Here is a 16,538-nt window from a genome sequence, read left to right as displayed (position 1 = left end):
CTTATGCCTCCTCTGTATAACTGTTCTTTATCGCAAAGCCATGATCCATAGGGCCGCTTCCTTTTCCCAGATCCAGCATGGCAGCAAGGGCTCCGGAAATATAGTCCTTGGCACGGTTTACAGATTCCACCATGGAAAATCCCTTTGCAAGGTTGGATGCGATGGCCGAGGAAAGAGTACATCCTGTTCCGTGGGTATTGGGATTATCGATCCTTTTTCCCTCAAACCACTGATATGTTCCATTCACATAGAGAAGATCATTGGCATCATTGAGCTTATGTCCGCCCTTGCAGAGAACTGCACAGTGATACTGCTTGGAAACCTGTTTTGCAGCTTCGATCATATCATCGGCGCTTTTGATCTTCCGTCCGGTAAGCACCTCGGTTTCCGGGATATTGGGGGTGAGAAGATCTGCAAGAGGAAACAGTTCTTCCTTCAGAACATCCACCGCCTCCTCACTGATCAGTCTTGCACCGCTTGTGGCAACCATAACCGGGTCCACCACGATATTTTTTGCCCGATACTGTCGGAGCTTTCCTGCGATCATATGGATCAGATCACTTTCGGAAACCATTCCGATCTTTACTGCATCCGGAAAGATATCCGTAAAAATACAGTCCAGCTCCTGACCCAGGAACTCTGCGGTTGCATTCTGGATGGCTGTGACACCGGTGGTGTTTTGGGCAGTCAGCGCGGTGATGGCACTCATGGCGTATACTCCGTTTGCCATCATGGTTTTAATATCGGCCTGGATCCCGGCTCCTCCGCTGGAATCGCTGCCTGCGATGGTTAATGCTGTTTTCATCTTTGGTTTCCTCCGTTTTCTGTGAATATATGGTTCTGTAACTCTGTCAGATCCCGACAGTAGATATAGGCATCCTTTTTCAGCTGTTCCTGATCCGGTTCTCCTAATGCGTCATAAATACCGGCAGTCAGAAATCCTGCATTTCCGGCAGTCTGCAACGCGTAGAGAGAATCCTCCACAACCAGCGTCCGGGATGGCTCCGTTCCCAGTGCTTCTGCAGCTGTAAGATAGACCCTCGGAGAATGTTTGCTTTCTCCGATCTCACTGGTGGTATAGATTTTATCAAAAAAGGAAAGAAGTCCGTTTCTTTCCAGCGCCCGGCAGATATGTTCCCTGGGGCTTGAGGTTGCCACCGCAGCCGGGATTTTCTGTTCTGCAAGGCATTGAAGAAGTTCTCTGGCACCTGATTTTGCCGGGACCTCTTCAAAATAGTATTTACGGATCCGGGATTTCAGATCCATCACGATCTTTTCTTCGGAATACGCAAGAGTAAACCTGTTTTTCAGCCAGTCCGCTCCCTGCTCCATACTCATAGGAAAAAGGATTTCGTCCATTTCCGCAACCGGCTGATATCCCAGATCTGTAATATATCGTTTTCCAAGCTCCTTCCAAACAGAGAGCGAATCCAGAAGGACGCCGTCTGCATCAAATATCACGGCTTTTATAGGAAAAATCATGTTTATGCTCCTGAAAATTTTTTTTGTGATACTCTGTCATTGGAACATTACGAAATAATTTCCCATGACATAAAAAACTGATATAAAAAACGCGGATATATCACAAAAGATATATCCGCATTTATTATAAGCCGCAGATATCCAAAATGCAACCGGGAGTTAAGGAGGCTCATCTGAAACAGCAGCTCTATTTTCAAAACATTTTTTATTCTTTACCATTAAAACAATATGTGCATACATTACAAGGATCGATCCCAATGGATTCCAGAAGATCATCCAGTCTGTGATAGCGAAGGGTGGTAAAATTCTGCATCTCGCAGATATCCTGTACCATCTGCTCGTATTTCTCTGTATGTGGATCTGCATATTCATCCAGAACTTCTTGTGGACAGTTGAGGCCTTCTCTCTTCTCGATCACCTGACGAGTGATCAGCTCCATCTCAGATTTGGAACGTGAGAAGTTTAAATATTTGCAGCCGTACATGATTGGCGGGCAGGCAGGACGGACATGAACCTCTTTGGCTCCGCTGCGGTACAGAAATTCGGTTGTCTCGCGAAGCTGGGTGCCACGTACGATGGAATCGTCTATGAGAAGAAGTTTTTTATCTTTGATCAGCGCACGTACCGGGATCAGTTTCATTTTGGCAATAAGGTTACGCTGGTTCTGATTGGTCGGCATAAAAGATCTGGGCCAGGTTGGTGTATATTTAATGAATGGTCTTGCGTAAGGAATGCCGGATTCATTGGCGTATCCGATGGCATGGGCAATGCCGGAATCCGGAACACCGGCTACAATGTCCGGGTGCACGGAATCGCCGTCTCTCTTTGCAAGCATGCTTCCACAGCGGTAGCGCATCTCCTCTACATTTACACCTTCATAAGAGGCTGTCGGATATCCGTAGTAAACCCAGAGGAAGGAACAGATCTTCATTTTCTTTCCGGGCTCAACCAGAGTTTTGACTTCGTCTGCTGTTACGAATACGATCTCTCCGGGGCCAAGTTCTTTATAATCTTCGTATCCAAGGTTGATATAGGCATGACTTTCAAAGGAAATACAGTATGACCCTTCTTTGCGGCCAATTTCCACAGGAGTTCTGCCCATCTTGTCACGGGCTGCATAAATTCCGTCTTTTGTCATAAGGAGCAGAGTCATGGAGCCGTCGATCAGTCCCTGTACGTACTGGATACCTTCCACAAAGTTGTCCTTTTCACAGATCAGTGCAGCGATCAGTTCGGTCACATTGACTGTTCCATTGGTCATCTCCTGAAAATGTACCTTGGTCGTATCATACAGCTGCTGCAGAAGTTCATCGTAATTATTAATCTTTCCCACAAAAGTGAGGGCAAAGCTGCCGATCCTGGAACTGAACAGAAGGGGCTGAGGCTCATAATCAGAAATACATCCGATTCCCATATTTCCCTTCATGGAACCCACATCTCCGTCAAATTTTGTACGGAAAGGCGTGTTCTCAATGTTGTGGATGGCACGGTCAAATCCATGTTCTCCGTAAACAGCCATACCTCCGCGGCGTGTTCCCAGATGAGAATGGTAATCCACTCCGTAAAAAAGCTCCAGTACACAGTCATCCTTCGATGCTACTCCAAAAAATCCGCTCATAATGCGCTCCTCTCTACTACTATGATGTTAACGATTTCTGTTATCGTTCCTATATCCATAATCGCTATCAGTATAGCATAAGAGAATTGAAAATAAAAACCAATTTGGCGGATAATCCTGCTTTTTCAGAATAAACTATAAAGATATTAGCCGGATTTATAGAAGTGGAAAATTTTTTCTGTATGAGACAAAAGAAACAGCTCCGCTTTTACAGAACTGTTTCTTTTGGCCATTTGGCAAATATGTGGTTTAAAAATCCGGTTTATTCCTGGGTGATTCCCTTAAACTCGTAACCGGCTTCCTTGATCACTTCTTCAACCTTTGCCTCGTCAACCTTCTCAGGTACAGAGAATACAGTTGTTCCGTTCTCGTGGGAAGAAACTACGTCTTCTGCTCCGAAAGCTGCCTGGATGGCTTTGTTTACGTGTGCCTCACAGTGTCCGCACATCATTCCTTCTACATTGACCGTTACCTTTACCATTGTTTTGTTCTCCTTTTCTTCTTTTATATTTTCATCATGACTGATGTGTAATGTTACCGGATTTTTGATCGTTTTGTCTTTGGCTGCATTGTGGATCTGAAACAGATTCAGACGCAGTGCATTTGTTACAACACAGAAGCTGGAAAGACTCATGGCCGCAGCTCCGAACATCGGATTCAAGGTCCATCCGAAAAGTGGGATCCAGACACCTGCTGCAAGGGGAATGCCGATTATATTGTAGAAAAATGCCCAGAAAAGATTCTCATGGATATTCCGAAGTGTGGCACGGCTTAAACGTACTGCCGCTGGAACATCGCTTAACTGGCTCTTCATCAGAACGATATCTGCCGCATCAATGGCAATATCTGTTCCTGCACCGATGGCAATTCCGATATCGGCTCTTGTAAGTGCCGGCGCGTCGTTGATACCGTCACCGACCATGGCAACCTTTCCCTGCTCCTTCAGAGCGCGGATCACACTTTCTTTTCCATCCGGAAGAACTCCTGCGATCACATCGTCAACTCCTGCCTGAGCTCCGATGGCTTTTGCGGTACGCTCATTGTCACCGGTAAGCATAACTACACGGATTCCCATGTTCTGAAGCTCTTTTACTGCACGGGGACTGTCTTCCTTGATCACATCCGCAACTGCGATGATTCCCAGAAGTTTACCGTTTCGTGTGAAAAGAAGGGGCGTTTTTCCCTGCTCTGCAAGCTGCTCGGCTCTCCTGTTAAGGTCTGCGGAAACCTTTGTCTGGCTGCTGATAAATTTCATGCTTCCGCCTGTCAGTTTGTCACTTCCAAGTATAGCGGAAAGTCCGTTTCCCGGAAGTGCCTGGAAGCCGGTTACTTCACCTGTGGCAAGGTTCTCTTCCTCGGCTTTTTTGAGAACGGCTTTTGCCAAAGGATGTTCACTTTTTTTCTCCAGTGCACAGGCCAGAGTGAGAAGCTCTGTTTCTGTAACTCCCTCTGCCGGGAGAATATCTGTTACCTCCGGCTGACCGCTTGTAATGGTTCCGGTTTTATCCAAAGCGACGATCTGGACTTTTCCTGCTTCCTCCAGGGAAACAGCTGTTTTGAAAAGGATTCCGTTTTTGGCACCCATACCGTTGCCGACCATAATGGCAACCGGTGTTGCAAGGCCAAGTGCGCAGGGGCAGCTGATGACAAGAACGGAAATCCCCCTTGCCAGAGCATAACCGAAGGTCTGTCCTGCAAGAAGCCAGATGATCGTTGTGATCACTGCGATTGTGATCACTGCCGGTACAAACACACCGGAAACACGGTCTGCGATCTTTGCGATCGGTGCCTTGGTGGCTGCCGCATCACTGACCATTTTGATGATCTGGGAAAGGGTGGTATCCTCTCCCACTCTGGTCGCTTCGCATTTGATAAATCCGGACTGATTCACAGTTGCCGCAGAAACCATATCTCCGGTTTCTTTATCAACCGGGATACTCTCGCCGGTCAGTGCGGATTCATTGACTGCGGTGGTTCCTTCCAGGATCATTCCGTCCACCGGAATATTCTCTCCCGGGCGGACGACAAAGGTTTCTCCTTTCTGAACCTGCTCAATAGGAACGGTAAATTCCTGTCCCTTTCGTACCACGACCGCAGTTTTGGGTGCCAGCTTCATAAGGCTTTTAAGTGCATCCGTTGTCTTTCCTTTAGAACGGGCTTCCAGCATTTTTCCTACGGTGATCAGTGTGAGGATCATGGCTGCAGATTCAAAATAAAAATCCATCATGTAATTCATAACTGCAGCAGAATCTCCATCTACCTGTGCTCTTGTCATGGCAAACAATGCATAGACGCTCCACAGGAAGGATGCCATGGAGCCAAGAGCTACCAGAGTATCCATATTTGGGGAACGGCGCCACAGACTCTTAAATCCATTGATGAAAAATTTCTGGTTGATCACCATGATGATACCAGCTAGGAGCAGCTGTACCAGTCCCATGGCTACGTGATTGCCGTCAAACCATTTCGGCAGTGGCCATCCCCACATCATGTGCCCCATGGAGAAATACATCAGCACCAGCAAAAATCCCACGGATGTGATAAGGCGTTTCTTTAGGATTGGAGTTTCATGATCTTCCAGCGCTTCTTCTGCCGCAGACATGGAAATCTTTGCTCCGGCAGCTCCGCCCTTTAAGGATGCACCATATCCGGCGGCTTCCACTGCGGCAATGATCTCGCCGGATGAAGCGGTTCCCTCAACTCCCATGGAATTGGTCAGAAGGCTGACGGAACAGCTATTTACCCCCGGAACTTTTGATACGGCTTTTTCCACACGGGCAGAGCAGGCGGCGCAACTCATACCAGTTACATTATATTGTTCCATTTTCTTTCAGTACCTCCTAAAATCCAGTTTGTCCCTTTATTTCATCAGCTTCTGGAGGGTTGCTACCAGCTCATCAATGGTCTCATCCTTACCTTCCCGGATATCCCGGGCAACGCAGGTGCGGATGTGGCTGGCAAGCAGCTCTTTATTAAACGCATTCACTGCAGCATTGACTGCGGCAGATTGGATCAGGATATCATTACAGTAGGCATCATTCTCCATCATTCCTATAATGCCTCTGATCTGGCCTTCAATACGTTTCAGACGGTTGATCAGCTTTTTTTTCTCCTCTTCTGAGCGTGCAGTGTGTTTTTCACAGTAGCAGGGACAGACTTTCTTTTCAGACATAAGCTGTCTCTCCTTTCCCATAAATACCCTCATGGGGTATCCTATTTATATGGAATAATATATACCCTTATGGGGTATTTGTCAATAGAAACAGTATTTTTATAATAAAAAAGCCCGCTCATCCGATAATGGCAATGAGCGGGCAATATAAACTTATAATTAGCCGAATCAGGTAAGTCCCCAACGGGGTTGCGAAAAGCAATAAGCATTGGGTGGGGACTTGTCTATAATTCTACTCTTCCACGATATGTCCGAAATAATAGAACCCCTTGCAGGTATCCAGGCTTACTTTTACATATTTGCCGATGAGATCTTTTTCTCCCGGGAAATGAACCAGAAGATTATGCTGGGTACGGCCAGTAAGAGTACCCTTCTCACGGTTTTCATCTTCTACCAGGATTTCCTGAATGGTTCCCTGGAAACGGGAGGAATTTTCCCGGCCCTTTTCCTGTACCAGGGTAAGAAGACGGCTGAAACGGTCTTTTACCACGTCCTCCGGCACCTGATTTTCCATGCCGGCTGCAGGGGTTCCGCTTCGTTTGGAATAAATAAATGTGAAGGCAGTATCGTAATTTGCTTTTCTTACAACATCCAGTGTTTCCTGGAAATCTTCTTCTGTTTCTCCCGGAAATCCGACCATGATATCTGTTGTCAGCGAAATATCCGGGATCGCCTTACGGATCTTATTTACCAGCTCCAGATATTTCTCCTTGTCGTAACGGCGGTTCATTTCCTTTAAGACTCTGCTGCTTCCGGACTGCAGCGGAAGATGCAGATGGTGACAGATCTTCTGGCTCTCTGCCATGGTCTGGATCAGCTCATCGGACAGGTCCTTCGGATGGGAAGTCATAAAACGGATACGCTTCAGCCCTTCAATCTTTTCCACTTCTTTCAGAAGTTCTGCAAAGGTCACCGGTGTTTCCAGAGTTTTACCGTAGGAGTTTACATTCTGGCCAAGAAGCATGATCTCAGTAACGCCATCTGCGACCAGTTCCTCGATCTCGCGGATGATGGCCTGTGGCTCGCGGCTCTTTTCGCGGCCGCGGACATAAGGAACGATGCAGTAGCTGCAGAAGTTATTGCAGCCAAACATTACGCTGACTCCTGTTTTGAAGGAGTATTTGCGGGAAGTTGGCATGCCCTCTACGATCTCATCGGATTCCTTCCAGATATCAATGATCTGGTCGTCGGTCTGCAGCGTCCGGTAAAAAAGCTCCGGGAATTTGTGGATATTATGGGTTCCGAATACAAGATTTACATATTTATAATCCTTGCGGATCTTTTCCACTACGTGATGCTCCTGCATCATACATCCGAACAGTACGATCTTCATATCCGGGTGCTCCCGTTTGATGCTCTTTAAATGTCCAAGATGTCCATAGATCTTCTGATTGGCATTTTCCCGGACTGTGCAGGTGTTAAATACAACTGCATCAGCATCCTCGGTATCTACCATTTCATATCCCATTTTTTCCATGATGGCCGCAATAGACTCTGTCTGGATGGAGTTCATCTGGCATCCTTCATTCTGGATGTGGAAGGTGGGACGTTTCGTACTGCTTTTGGCAAGAAGCTCTTTACATTTTTCAATGTACTGAAGCTGGATCTCTGTTTCTTTGTTCTGGCTCAAATCAATTCCTCCAATAACTAAAAATTTCATATGTATCTATAAATTATTTTTCTTTAGACAATATCAGACGGGAGCATTAAACTCCCGTCTGATATATCATACAGAATTTACAGTTGTCTGTCAAAGAGTTTTTATAATAGCGGTGCAAAAACTCTCAATACGTTCTGAATGGCACGTACCACAATATTTCTCTTCTGGCAGAATGCCAGATCAATGGGATCACAGTACTCCAGGGTTTCTGTAAAATCATCCCGGATGTCCAGGATCACATCATTCTTATACATCCAGACACCATCTTCAAAATGCAGATAAAGGCTTCGGTAATCCAGATTTATGGTTCCTACGACGCCTACTTTGTCATCACAGACAAAAGATTTTGCATGTAAAAATCCCGGCTGGTATTCGTAGATCTTTACACCTGCTTCCAGAAGCTGCTTATAATAAGACTGTGTCAGCAGGAATACCATTTTTTTGTCCGGGATACCTGGTGTCATGATCCGGACATCTACACCGCTTTTTGCAGCGAGGCACAGGGCGGTCATCATCTCATTATCTATGATCAGATATGGTGTGCAGATATAAACATAGTTTTTGGCGCGATTGATAATATTAAGATAAACGTTCTCTCCTACGATCTCATCGTCCAGGGGGGAATCGCAGAATGGCTGGACATAACCGTTTCCCGGAAATTCGTTGGGGTGCCACCTGTGCGGAACATAATTTCCGAAATCAAGAGAAGTATCTGTTCTGGTAACGATTCCCCACATATATAGGAACATAGCTGTCATATTCCAGACGCCTTCTCCTTTCAGCATAACGGCTGTATCCTTCCAGTGGCCAAACCGTTTTCGCTGATTGATATATTCGTCAGCCAGGTTGATGCCGCCGGTAAAACCGGTCCAGCCATCGATCACACAGATCTTACGGTGGTCACGGTTATTCTGGATTATATTAAGAATCGGACGGAACCGGTTGAATACTTCGCATTTGATTCCTCGCCGGCGCATCTCCTGATCATACTTGTATGGCAATGTGGTAAGGCAGCCGAAGCCATCATAGATCAGTCGGACATCCACTCCTTCTTTAGCCTTTTTTTCAAGGATATTAAGGATCGTCTGCCACATTACCCCGTCATTTATGATGAAATACTCGATAAAAATAAAATGCTTTGCCTGCTCCAGTTCATGCACCAGAACCGGAAACATATCATCTCCTACCTGAAAATACTCTGCTGTGGTATTCTCGTGAACCGGATATCTTGAATACTGCCAGATGTAATCCGACTGGATCCTCATGGAACGGTCGTCTTCGTTTAAACGTTTTCTTGTGAGCTCTGAGCCTTCCAGGTATTCAGCAGTTTCATCAATAAGATTCTGATAATGCTGCTCCATTACAGCGCCGATCCGTGACTTACCGAAAAGAAGGTACAGGGAAACACCAAATACCGGAAAAATAAGGATCAGCATCGTCCAGGCGAGCTTATAAGATGGATTGATCTTTTTATTTACGATCCACAGAACAACCAGAAAACCTATGGCCTGCATTCCGATCGTCACCCATCTGGAGTATTCCATAAGCCGGAAAAGGGCGATCAGCAGCCATGCCAGCTGCACAACAAGAGCCAGAGCTACATAAAAAATTCGATTAAATAATAATTTAAGGAGCGATCGCAATGGTTTGATAATCAGTTTAATACACAAATTCATATTTCTTTCCTTCGTCAAACGTTCCTGTTTCTATTTAATTAAAAATCCCTGACCATATAGCCAGGGATTTTTGCGCACAATTAATTATATTTACGTTTTCTTGCGGCTTCAGATTTTTTCTTACGACGAACGCTTGGCTTCTCGTAATGCTCTCTCTTACGGATTTCCTGCTGGATTCCCGCTTTAGCACAGCTTCTCTTGAATCTGCGAAGAGCGCTATCTAAAGTCTCGTTCTCTTTTACGATAACGTTTGACATAGACTCACACCTAACCTCCCTCCAGTTGTAGATTGTGCTAAAATACAACTGTCTGGGTATTTTTCTTGCACGAGTGTTATTATATAGCATAACATGTGGTTTCGTCAACATCTTTTTCGATTTTTATGAAAAAAATGTCAAAATTGTAGATCACGCACAATTTTGTTATTTTGTGAGCTGTTTTTCAAGGATTCCTGCTGCTGCGTCCATAGCTTCCTGTGCCTTCTCCGGATTCTTTCCGCCGGCCTGTGCCATGTTCGGACGTCCGCCGCCGCCACCGCCAACGATGGCTGCTACAGCCTTGATCAGATTTCCTGCATGGGCGCCTGCTTTCTGAGCTGCGTCAGTCGCCATTGCAAGGAGATTTACCTTGCCGCCGTTTATTGCTGCAAGAAGGACAACTCCTTCGCCAAGCTGCTCTTTCAGTTTGTCACCAAGGTCTCTCAGGCCATTCATGTCAACGCCCTCAACTTTGGCTGCAAGAAGTTTTACGCCGTTTACTTCAACAACTTTATCCATGACATCGCCAAGTGCACTCTGGGCAGCTTTGCTCTTGAGAGATTCATTTTCGCTCTGAAGAGCCTTTACCTCAGCCTGCAGGTGACTGATTTTTTCTACAACCTCGGCTGTATTGGCCTTTAATGCTTTTGCAGCCTCATGGAGAAGCTCTTCCTGCTTTCTGTAGTATTCGATAACTGCTTTGCCGGTAAGTGCCTCAATACGGCGTACACCAGCTGCGATACCGGATTCGGACACGATCTTAAAGAGCATGATGGAGCTTGTATTCTTTACATGAGTACCACCACAGAGCTCTTTGGAAAAGTCTCCCATGGATACTACACGTACCTTCTGGTCATATTTCTCACCAAAGAGAGCCATTGCTCCGGATTTCTTGGCTTCTTCCACATCCATGACATCTGTATGAACATCAAGACCTGCCTGGATCTCTTTGTTTACAAGCTCTTCTGTTGCCTGGAGTTCTTCTGCTGTCATAGCCTGAAAATGAGCAAAGTCAAAACGAAGTCTGTCCGGAGTTACCAGAGAACCCTTCTGCTCTACGTGGGAACCAAGAACGGTTTTCAGTGCTTTCTGAAGAAGATGTGTTGCACTGTGGTTTTTCTCGGTATCTTTTCTTGCTTCTTCGTTTACCTTCAGGGATACTGTCTCACCTGAGGAAATCATACCGGATTCCATATGTCCTACGTGGCCGAATTTACCGCCGCGGAGTTTGATGGTGTCCTCAACAACAAATTTACCGTTTGCAGTCTCGATCACACCGGTATCACCTTCCTGTCCACCCATTGTTGCATAGAAAGGAGTCTGCTCTACAAATACGGTACCCTTCTGTCCCTCTGTGAGAGAATCTACGATCTCTGTTTCTGTGGTAAGGACAGTAACCTTGGAATCAAAGGTAAGATGATCGTAGCCGACGAATTCTGTTGTTACGTTTACATCAATATCATCGTATACGGTTGCGTCTGCACCCATATAGTTGGTTACTTCACGGGCAGTACGTGCCTTGACTCTCTGTTCCTCCATTGCTTTCTGGAAGCCTTCCTCGTCAATGCCGTAGCCTTTTTCCTCAAGGATCTCTTTTGTAAGGTCAAGAGGGAATCCGTACGTATCATAAAGCTTGAATGCGTTGTCACCGGAAAGAGTCTTTTCACCTGCTTTTTTCATATCCTCTTCCATGTCGGAAAGGATACGAAGTCCCTGATCGATAGTTTTGTTGAACTGATTCTCCTCATTTGTCAGTACACGGAAGATGAACTCTTTCTTCTCCTCAAGCTCCGGATATCCGGCTTTGGAGCTCTCGATCACCTGTGCACTTAATTTTGCAAGGAAAGTTCCCTCGATGCCAAGAAGACGTCCGTGACGTGCTGCACGGCGGATCAGACGGCGGAGAACATATCCACGTCCCTCATTGGTTGGCATGATTCCATCGGAGATCATAAATGTTGCGGAACGGATATGGTCAGTGATCAGACGGATGGAAACGTCATCTGCATAGTTTTTCTCATATTCTTTATGTGCGATCTCGCATACAAGATTACGAAGTGCACAAATTGTATCTACATCAAAAATAGAATCAACATCCTGAACAACTACAGCAAGACGCTCAAGTCCCATACCGGTATCGATGTTTTTCTGTTTCAGGGTTGTGTAGTTTCCGTTTCCATCGTTCTCGAACTGTGTGAAAACGTTGTTCCATACTTCCATGTAACGGTCGCAGTCGCAGCCTACCGTACATCCGGGTTTACCACAGCCGTATTTTTCGCCACGGTCATAGTAGATCTCAGAGCATGGACCGCATGGACCTGCGCCATGCTCCCAGAAGTTATCCTCTTTTCCGAAACGGAAAATACGTTCAGACGGAATCCCTACTTCTTTGTTCCAGATATTGAAGGCTTCATCATCATCCAGGTAAATGGATGGGTAGAGACGGTCTGCATCAAGCCCTACAACCTCAGTAAGAAACTCCCAGGACCAGTGGATGGCTTCTTTCTTGAAGTAATCACCAAAAGAGAAATTACCAAGCATTTCAAAGAAAGTACCGTGACGTGCGGTTTTACCTACATTTTCGATATCTCCGGTACGGATACATTTCTGGCAGGTTGTCACTCTTGTTCTTGGCGGCTTCTCAGCACCTGTAAAATATGGTTTCAGCGGAGCCATACCTGCATTGATCAGCAGAAGACTCTTATCTCCCTGAGGAACCAGGGAAAAGCTTTTCATTACAAGATGGCCCTTGCTCTCCATAAAGTCAAGGAACATCTTACGAAGTTCGTTCACTCCGTACTTTTTCATGTTGTTATCCTCCTTGTGTCAACCCTACCTGTCAGCATTTCCGGAATGCCGTAGCTTTATCCAGGAAATGTCACAGATATGGGAAATTATTTTACACAGATTTTTTTGAATTTTTTCTTGCCTCGTTTCAGAACGATCCCGTCCCCTGCAAAAGCATCCTTCTCAACCGTATGGTAAATATCGGTGAGCTTCTCACCATCGATGGATACACCACCCTGCTGGATCGCACGGCGCCCCTCGGAACGGCTTGGTACCAGCTCTGCTTTTACAAGAAGTGTGATCAGGTCGATTTTTCCTTCCTCGTCAAAATCTTCCTCTGAAAGCTCTGTTGTAGGCATATGAGAAGTATCTGCACCTGAGAACAGTGCGCGGGCACCCTCCTGTGCTTTCTTGGCTTCCTCCTCACCGTGTACAAGCTCTGTCAGCTGGTATGCAAGGATCTCCTTGGCTTTGTTCAGCTCGCTACCTTCCCATTTGGCCATCTCGTCGATCTCCTCAAGAGGAAGGAAAGTAAGAAGACGCATACATTTGATAACGTCAGCATCGTCTACATTTCTCCAGTACTGGTAGAAATCGAACGGGGATGTCTTATTCGGATCAAGCCATACAGCTCCGGACTGTGTTTTTCCCATTTTTTTGCCCTCAGAATTGAGAAGCAGTGTGATGGTCATGGCATAGGCATCCTTGCCAAGCTTACGGCGGATCAGCTCGGTACCGCCAAGCATGTTGCTCCACTGGTCATCGCCACCGAACTGCATGTTGCAGCCGTATTTCTGGTACAGCATGTAGAAGTCGTAGCTCTGCATGATCATGTAGTTAAATTCCAGGAAGCTTAAGCCTCGCTCCATACGCTGTTTGTAGCACTCTGCTGTCAGCATACGGTTTACGGAAAAGTGAGCACCTACCTCACGGAGAAGCTCTACATAGTTAAGGTTCATAAGCCAGTCAGCATTGTTTACCATAAGAGCTTTTCCATCAGAGAAATCGATGAAACGGCTCATCTGCTGCTTGAAGCAGTCAATATTGTGCTGGATGGTTTCTTTTGTCAGCATCTGACGCATATCGGTCCTTCCGGACGGGTCACCGATCATTCCTGTTCCGCCGCCGAGAAGGGCGATCGGACGGTTTCCTGCCATCTGCAGTCTCTTCATCAGGCAAAGAGCCATGAAGTGACCTACATGAAGGCTGTCTGCTGTAGGGTCAAAGCCAATATAGAATGTGGCTTTTCCGTTATTTACCATCTCTTTGATCTCGTCTTCGTCTGTAACCTGTGCGATCAGGCCACGTGCTTTCAGTTCTTCCCAAACTGTCATTGTTCTTTCCTCCTGTATAGCTTTTATGTTTACGCTTTTATTAAAGTTTATAATTTACAGTATCAGCGTAAAAAATAAAAATGCCCGGTTCCTGTCCGTTTAGGACGAGAACCGGGTCCCGCGTTACCACCTAAATTTACAGAAAACTCGCATTTCCTGCCTCATAAAGTGAATCTACATCCCGTTATATCCATATATATCAAGATATAAAACACTTCAGCACAATAACGGGTGCCATTCCGTCGCAGCCTATCTATAATACGTTATTATTATAAAGTTTATAATTTACAGTATCAAGTCCCGATTCGGTGCGCAGCTCCGGGATGTATTCACAAAAGTTCTACCCTGCGCCTCTCACCTGCCGGCTGCTCTCTGTGGGGTTTTCCTCAAGCTACTTTTTCCCTTCCAAGCCTTTTACTATACTATATGAAGTATACAAACTGCTTTTTTGTTTGTCAAGAAATTTTAATATTGCTTTGACAACTTAAAGTGGCAGAATATTACTTTTTACTCTGTTCTCAGTAACACGCTTCGCGATGCACAGAATTTACGCTGATCGCATAAATTCGCGCGGTATGTTTCGGGTTTTCTGTGAGTGATAAGTGGAACTTTTATTTCTGTAAGCCATTTATTCCTTCATCTACGTAAAGGTCATTGCCGTCTGCCGCTGATGTGGCAAGCTGATCACACCGTTCATTTAACGGATTATCTGCATGTCCCTTAACCCAGTGGAAGCTTACCTGATGCTGCTCCTTGGCCTTTAAAAGGCGTTTCCAGAGATCTACGTTCTTCACATCTTCGTTTTTTCCACGTTTCCAGTTTTTCTTTAGCCAGGAATCGATCCAGTGCTGATTAAAAGCATCTACCAGATATTTGGAATCGGAATACAGATCCACCTGGCAGGGGCGGTTCAGTGTTTCCAGTGCTACGATGGCTGCCATCAGTTCCATCCGGTTGTTTGTGGTTTTTTTGTAGCCTCTGGACAGTTCACGTTCATGTAACTGGCCTTTGGTATCGATGTACTGAAGAACTGCTCCGTAGCCTCCCGGTCCATCCGGATTTCCCCGGGCTGCACCATCCGTATAGATTTTTACCTGCATATTTGCTTCTCCTTAAATTTTCAATTTTATGTCCATACGCCTGTTTGTTCAAAGTTTACTGCCGGAGACTATGTTGCTTATACCCAGTCTACAAAAAATGTATGGCCTTTATAAGTTTCATATTTCACTTTGCTGAAATTCAGATTCTGGTTCCAGAAATAGCTGGTCATCATGAAATACATATAATTAAAATCTTTCTGTTTAAATCCTCTGAGTGTTCTGGCTTTGCCGGAAGTGACATGTTTATTGAAAATAGTCATTGCTTCTCTTGCAGCCTGATAAGCAAGAGTACGGTTTTCAAACTGACCATTGAGACGTTTGAGAAGGGCCCCGTTCCGCACTACAGAATACTGTGGGGTTGTGCTGCTTCCGATATTCTCATAGATCACACCTCGTATCGTAGATGGAAATTCCTTGTCTGATTTGATCGTACGATTCAGAACACAAAGTGCTACTGCTTCCATTCCGATCTTGCCCTGATCGCCTGCTTCTGATTCGCAAAGCGCGGCCAGAAGTGCTTCATCTGAGGTCTTTCCGTTTGCAATTCCGGGATGACTCTTATATTCCTTGACCATGGTGTAATATCTGCTGTTTCTGGTATCATAAATTTCAACATTTCCGTTTCCGACATTTACATTAGGTTTGGTAGTCTTCGCAGTGGCCACTCCGTTTGCTGCGATGGAGTATGTAATTCCATTCACTGTCACGGAGGTACTTACTGCCATGACACCGTTGGATTTAAAATAATAGTTCTTCTGATCGATCGTCTTCAGACCAGTATACATATAACCGGTACTGGTGGCAAAATAGTAGCTGATATTTTTGGATTTGTTTTTTACCCATTTGGTTGCCATATAACCGGAAGTTTTGTAAAAATAACGTTTCTGCCCTTTGCTGTTGGTGAGCCAGCCGGTTGCCATAATGCCTCCGCCTTTTGTGAAATAACGTTTCCTTCCCTTGCTGCAGTTTACCCAGCCTGTGGTAAGCTTACCTGTTTTGGGGTTGAAATAGCGTTTATGGCCTTTGGAATCTGTCATCCAGCCGGTTGCCATAACCCCCTTGCCTTTTGTAAAATAGTAAGTATATTTGCCATTGACCTTCATCCAGCCCTTTACCTGTACTCCAGTCTTTGTGTTAAAGTAGTACTTGTATCCGCCCAGGGTCAGCCAGCCTTTTTGCTTGCTCCCATCACTTTTTATGTAGTATGTTTTTCCATCGATAGTTTTAAAGCCTGCAGTGGCAGCCTGTACCTCTTTTGCAGAAGCAGAAAAGACTGTGCTTCCCACGATCAGCAGCATGGCAAGCATCAGACCCTTCAGCCATTTTTTGGTTCTGAAACTCTTCATAATTTTCCCCATTTCCTGTTTTAGATATAAAAGCTAGTTTGTCTCAAAAATTACAAAAATGTTACATTTCGTTTATTATATCGTAATGAATAAACACTGTCAACTT

Annotated in this window: 12 protein-coding genes and 1 other annotated feature; all 12 genes read right to left on the bottom strand. The window is 45.4% G+C overall.

Annotation, left to right across the window (positions count from 1 at the left end; genetic code table 11):
- Nucleotide 1: 1 nt before the first annotated feature.
- On the bottom strand, nt 2–805 hold the full coding sequence (thiD, locus tag CCC17_RS13950) for a bifunctional hydroxymethylpyrimidine kinase/phosphomethylpyrimidine kinase (protein ID WP_129975883.1): 804 nt from the start codon (nt 803–805) through the stop codon (nt 2–4).
- Nucleotides 802–1,482, bottom strand: coding sequence for an HAD family hydrolase (locus CCC17_RS13945; protein ID WP_129975881.1), 681 nt, complete (start codon nt 1,480–1,482; stop codon nt 802–804). Before CCC17_RS13945 ends, thiD begins: the two co-directional genes overlap by 4 nt.
- Nucleotides 1,483–1,687: 205 nt before the next feature.
- Entirely contained in the window at nt 1,688–3,100 is a 1,413-nt protein-coding gene (locus CCC17_RS13940) for an amidophosphoribosyltransferase (protein WP_129975879.1), read from the bottom strand.
- Between the two features lie 262 nt (nt 3,101–3,362).
- Nucleotides 3,363–5,924, bottom strand: coding sequence for a heavy metal translocating P-type ATPase (locus CCC17_RS13935; protein WP_287083282.1), 2,562 nt, complete (start codon nt 5,922–5,924; stop codon nt 3,363–3,365).
- A gap of 36 nt (nt 5,925–5,960) precedes the next feature.
- A complete protein-coding gene (locus CCC17_RS13930; RefSeq protein WP_129975875.1) occupies nt 5,961–6,272 on the bottom strand; it encodes a metal-sensing transcriptional repressor in 312 nt (103 codons plus the stop codon).
- Between the two features lie 232 nt (nt 6,273–6,504).
- Nucleotides 6,505–7,932, bottom strand: a complete 1,428-nt coding sequence (gene miaB / locus CCC17_RS13925; RefSeq protein ID WP_129975873.1) for a tRNA (N6-isopentenyl adenosine(37)-C2)-methylthiotransferase MiaB — start codon at nt 7,930–7,932, stop codon at nt 6,505–6,507.
- 101 nt (nt 7,933–8,033) lie between these two features.
- Nucleotides 8,034–9,608 (bottom strand): cardiolipin synthase, encoded by a 1,575-nt coding sequence (gene cls, locus CCC17_RS13920; protein ID WP_173734096.1) that lies wholly within the window; start codon nt 9,606–9,608, stop codon nt 8,034–8,036.
- A gap of 80 nt (nt 9,609–9,688) precedes the next feature.
- Complete coding sequence (rpsU, locus tag CCC17_RS13915) at nt 9,689–9,865, bottom strand: 30S ribosomal protein S21 (RefSeq protein WP_004222305.1); 177 nt, start codon at nt 9,863–9,865, stop codon at nt 9,689–9,691.
- A 165-nt stretch (nt 9,866–10,030) separates the two neighbouring features.
- The gene (alaS, locus tag CCC17_RS13910) at nt 10,031–12,673 is read right to left on the bottom strand and encodes an alanine--tRNA ligase (RefSeq protein WP_021651462.1); all 2,643 of its coding nucleotides are present in this window, start codon (nt 12,671–12,673) and stop codon (nt 10,031–10,033) included.
- An 86-nt stretch (nt 12,674–12,759) separates the two neighbouring features.
- Complete coding sequence (gene tyrS, locus CCC17_RS13905) at nt 12,760–13,986, bottom strand: tyrosine--tRNA ligase (RefSeq protein ID WP_015524942.1); 1,227 nt, start codon at nt 13,984–13,986, stop codon at nt 12,760–12,762.
- A gap of 97 nt (nt 13,987–14,083) precedes the next feature.
- Nucleotides 14,084–14,403, bottom strand: a binding site (T-box leader).
- Between the two features lie 194 nt (nt 14,404–14,597).
- Nucleotides 14,598–15,086, bottom strand: coding sequence for a ribonuclease HI (gene rnhA / locus CCC17_RS13900; RefSeq protein ID WP_022426546.1), 489 nt, complete (start codon nt 15,084–15,086; stop codon nt 14,598–14,600).
- A gap of 77 nt (nt 15,087–15,163) precedes the next feature.
- On the bottom strand, nt 15,164–16,432 hold the full coding sequence (locus tag CCC17_RS13895) for a cell wall hydrolase (protein ID WP_173722922.1): 1,269 nt from the start codon (nt 16,430–16,432) through the stop codon (nt 15,164–15,166).
- Between the last annotated feature and the right edge of the window lie 106 nt (nt 16,433–16,538).

Source organism: Blautia sp. LMAG:36, assembly GCF_008680535.1.
GTDB classification, from domain to species: Bacteria; Bacillota; Clostridia; order Lachnospirales; family Lachnospiraceae; genus Blautia_A; species Blautia_A fusiformis.
The sequence above is the reverse complement of the archived record's forward strand: the minus strand, read 5'-3'. Positions and strand labels throughout refer to the sequence as shown.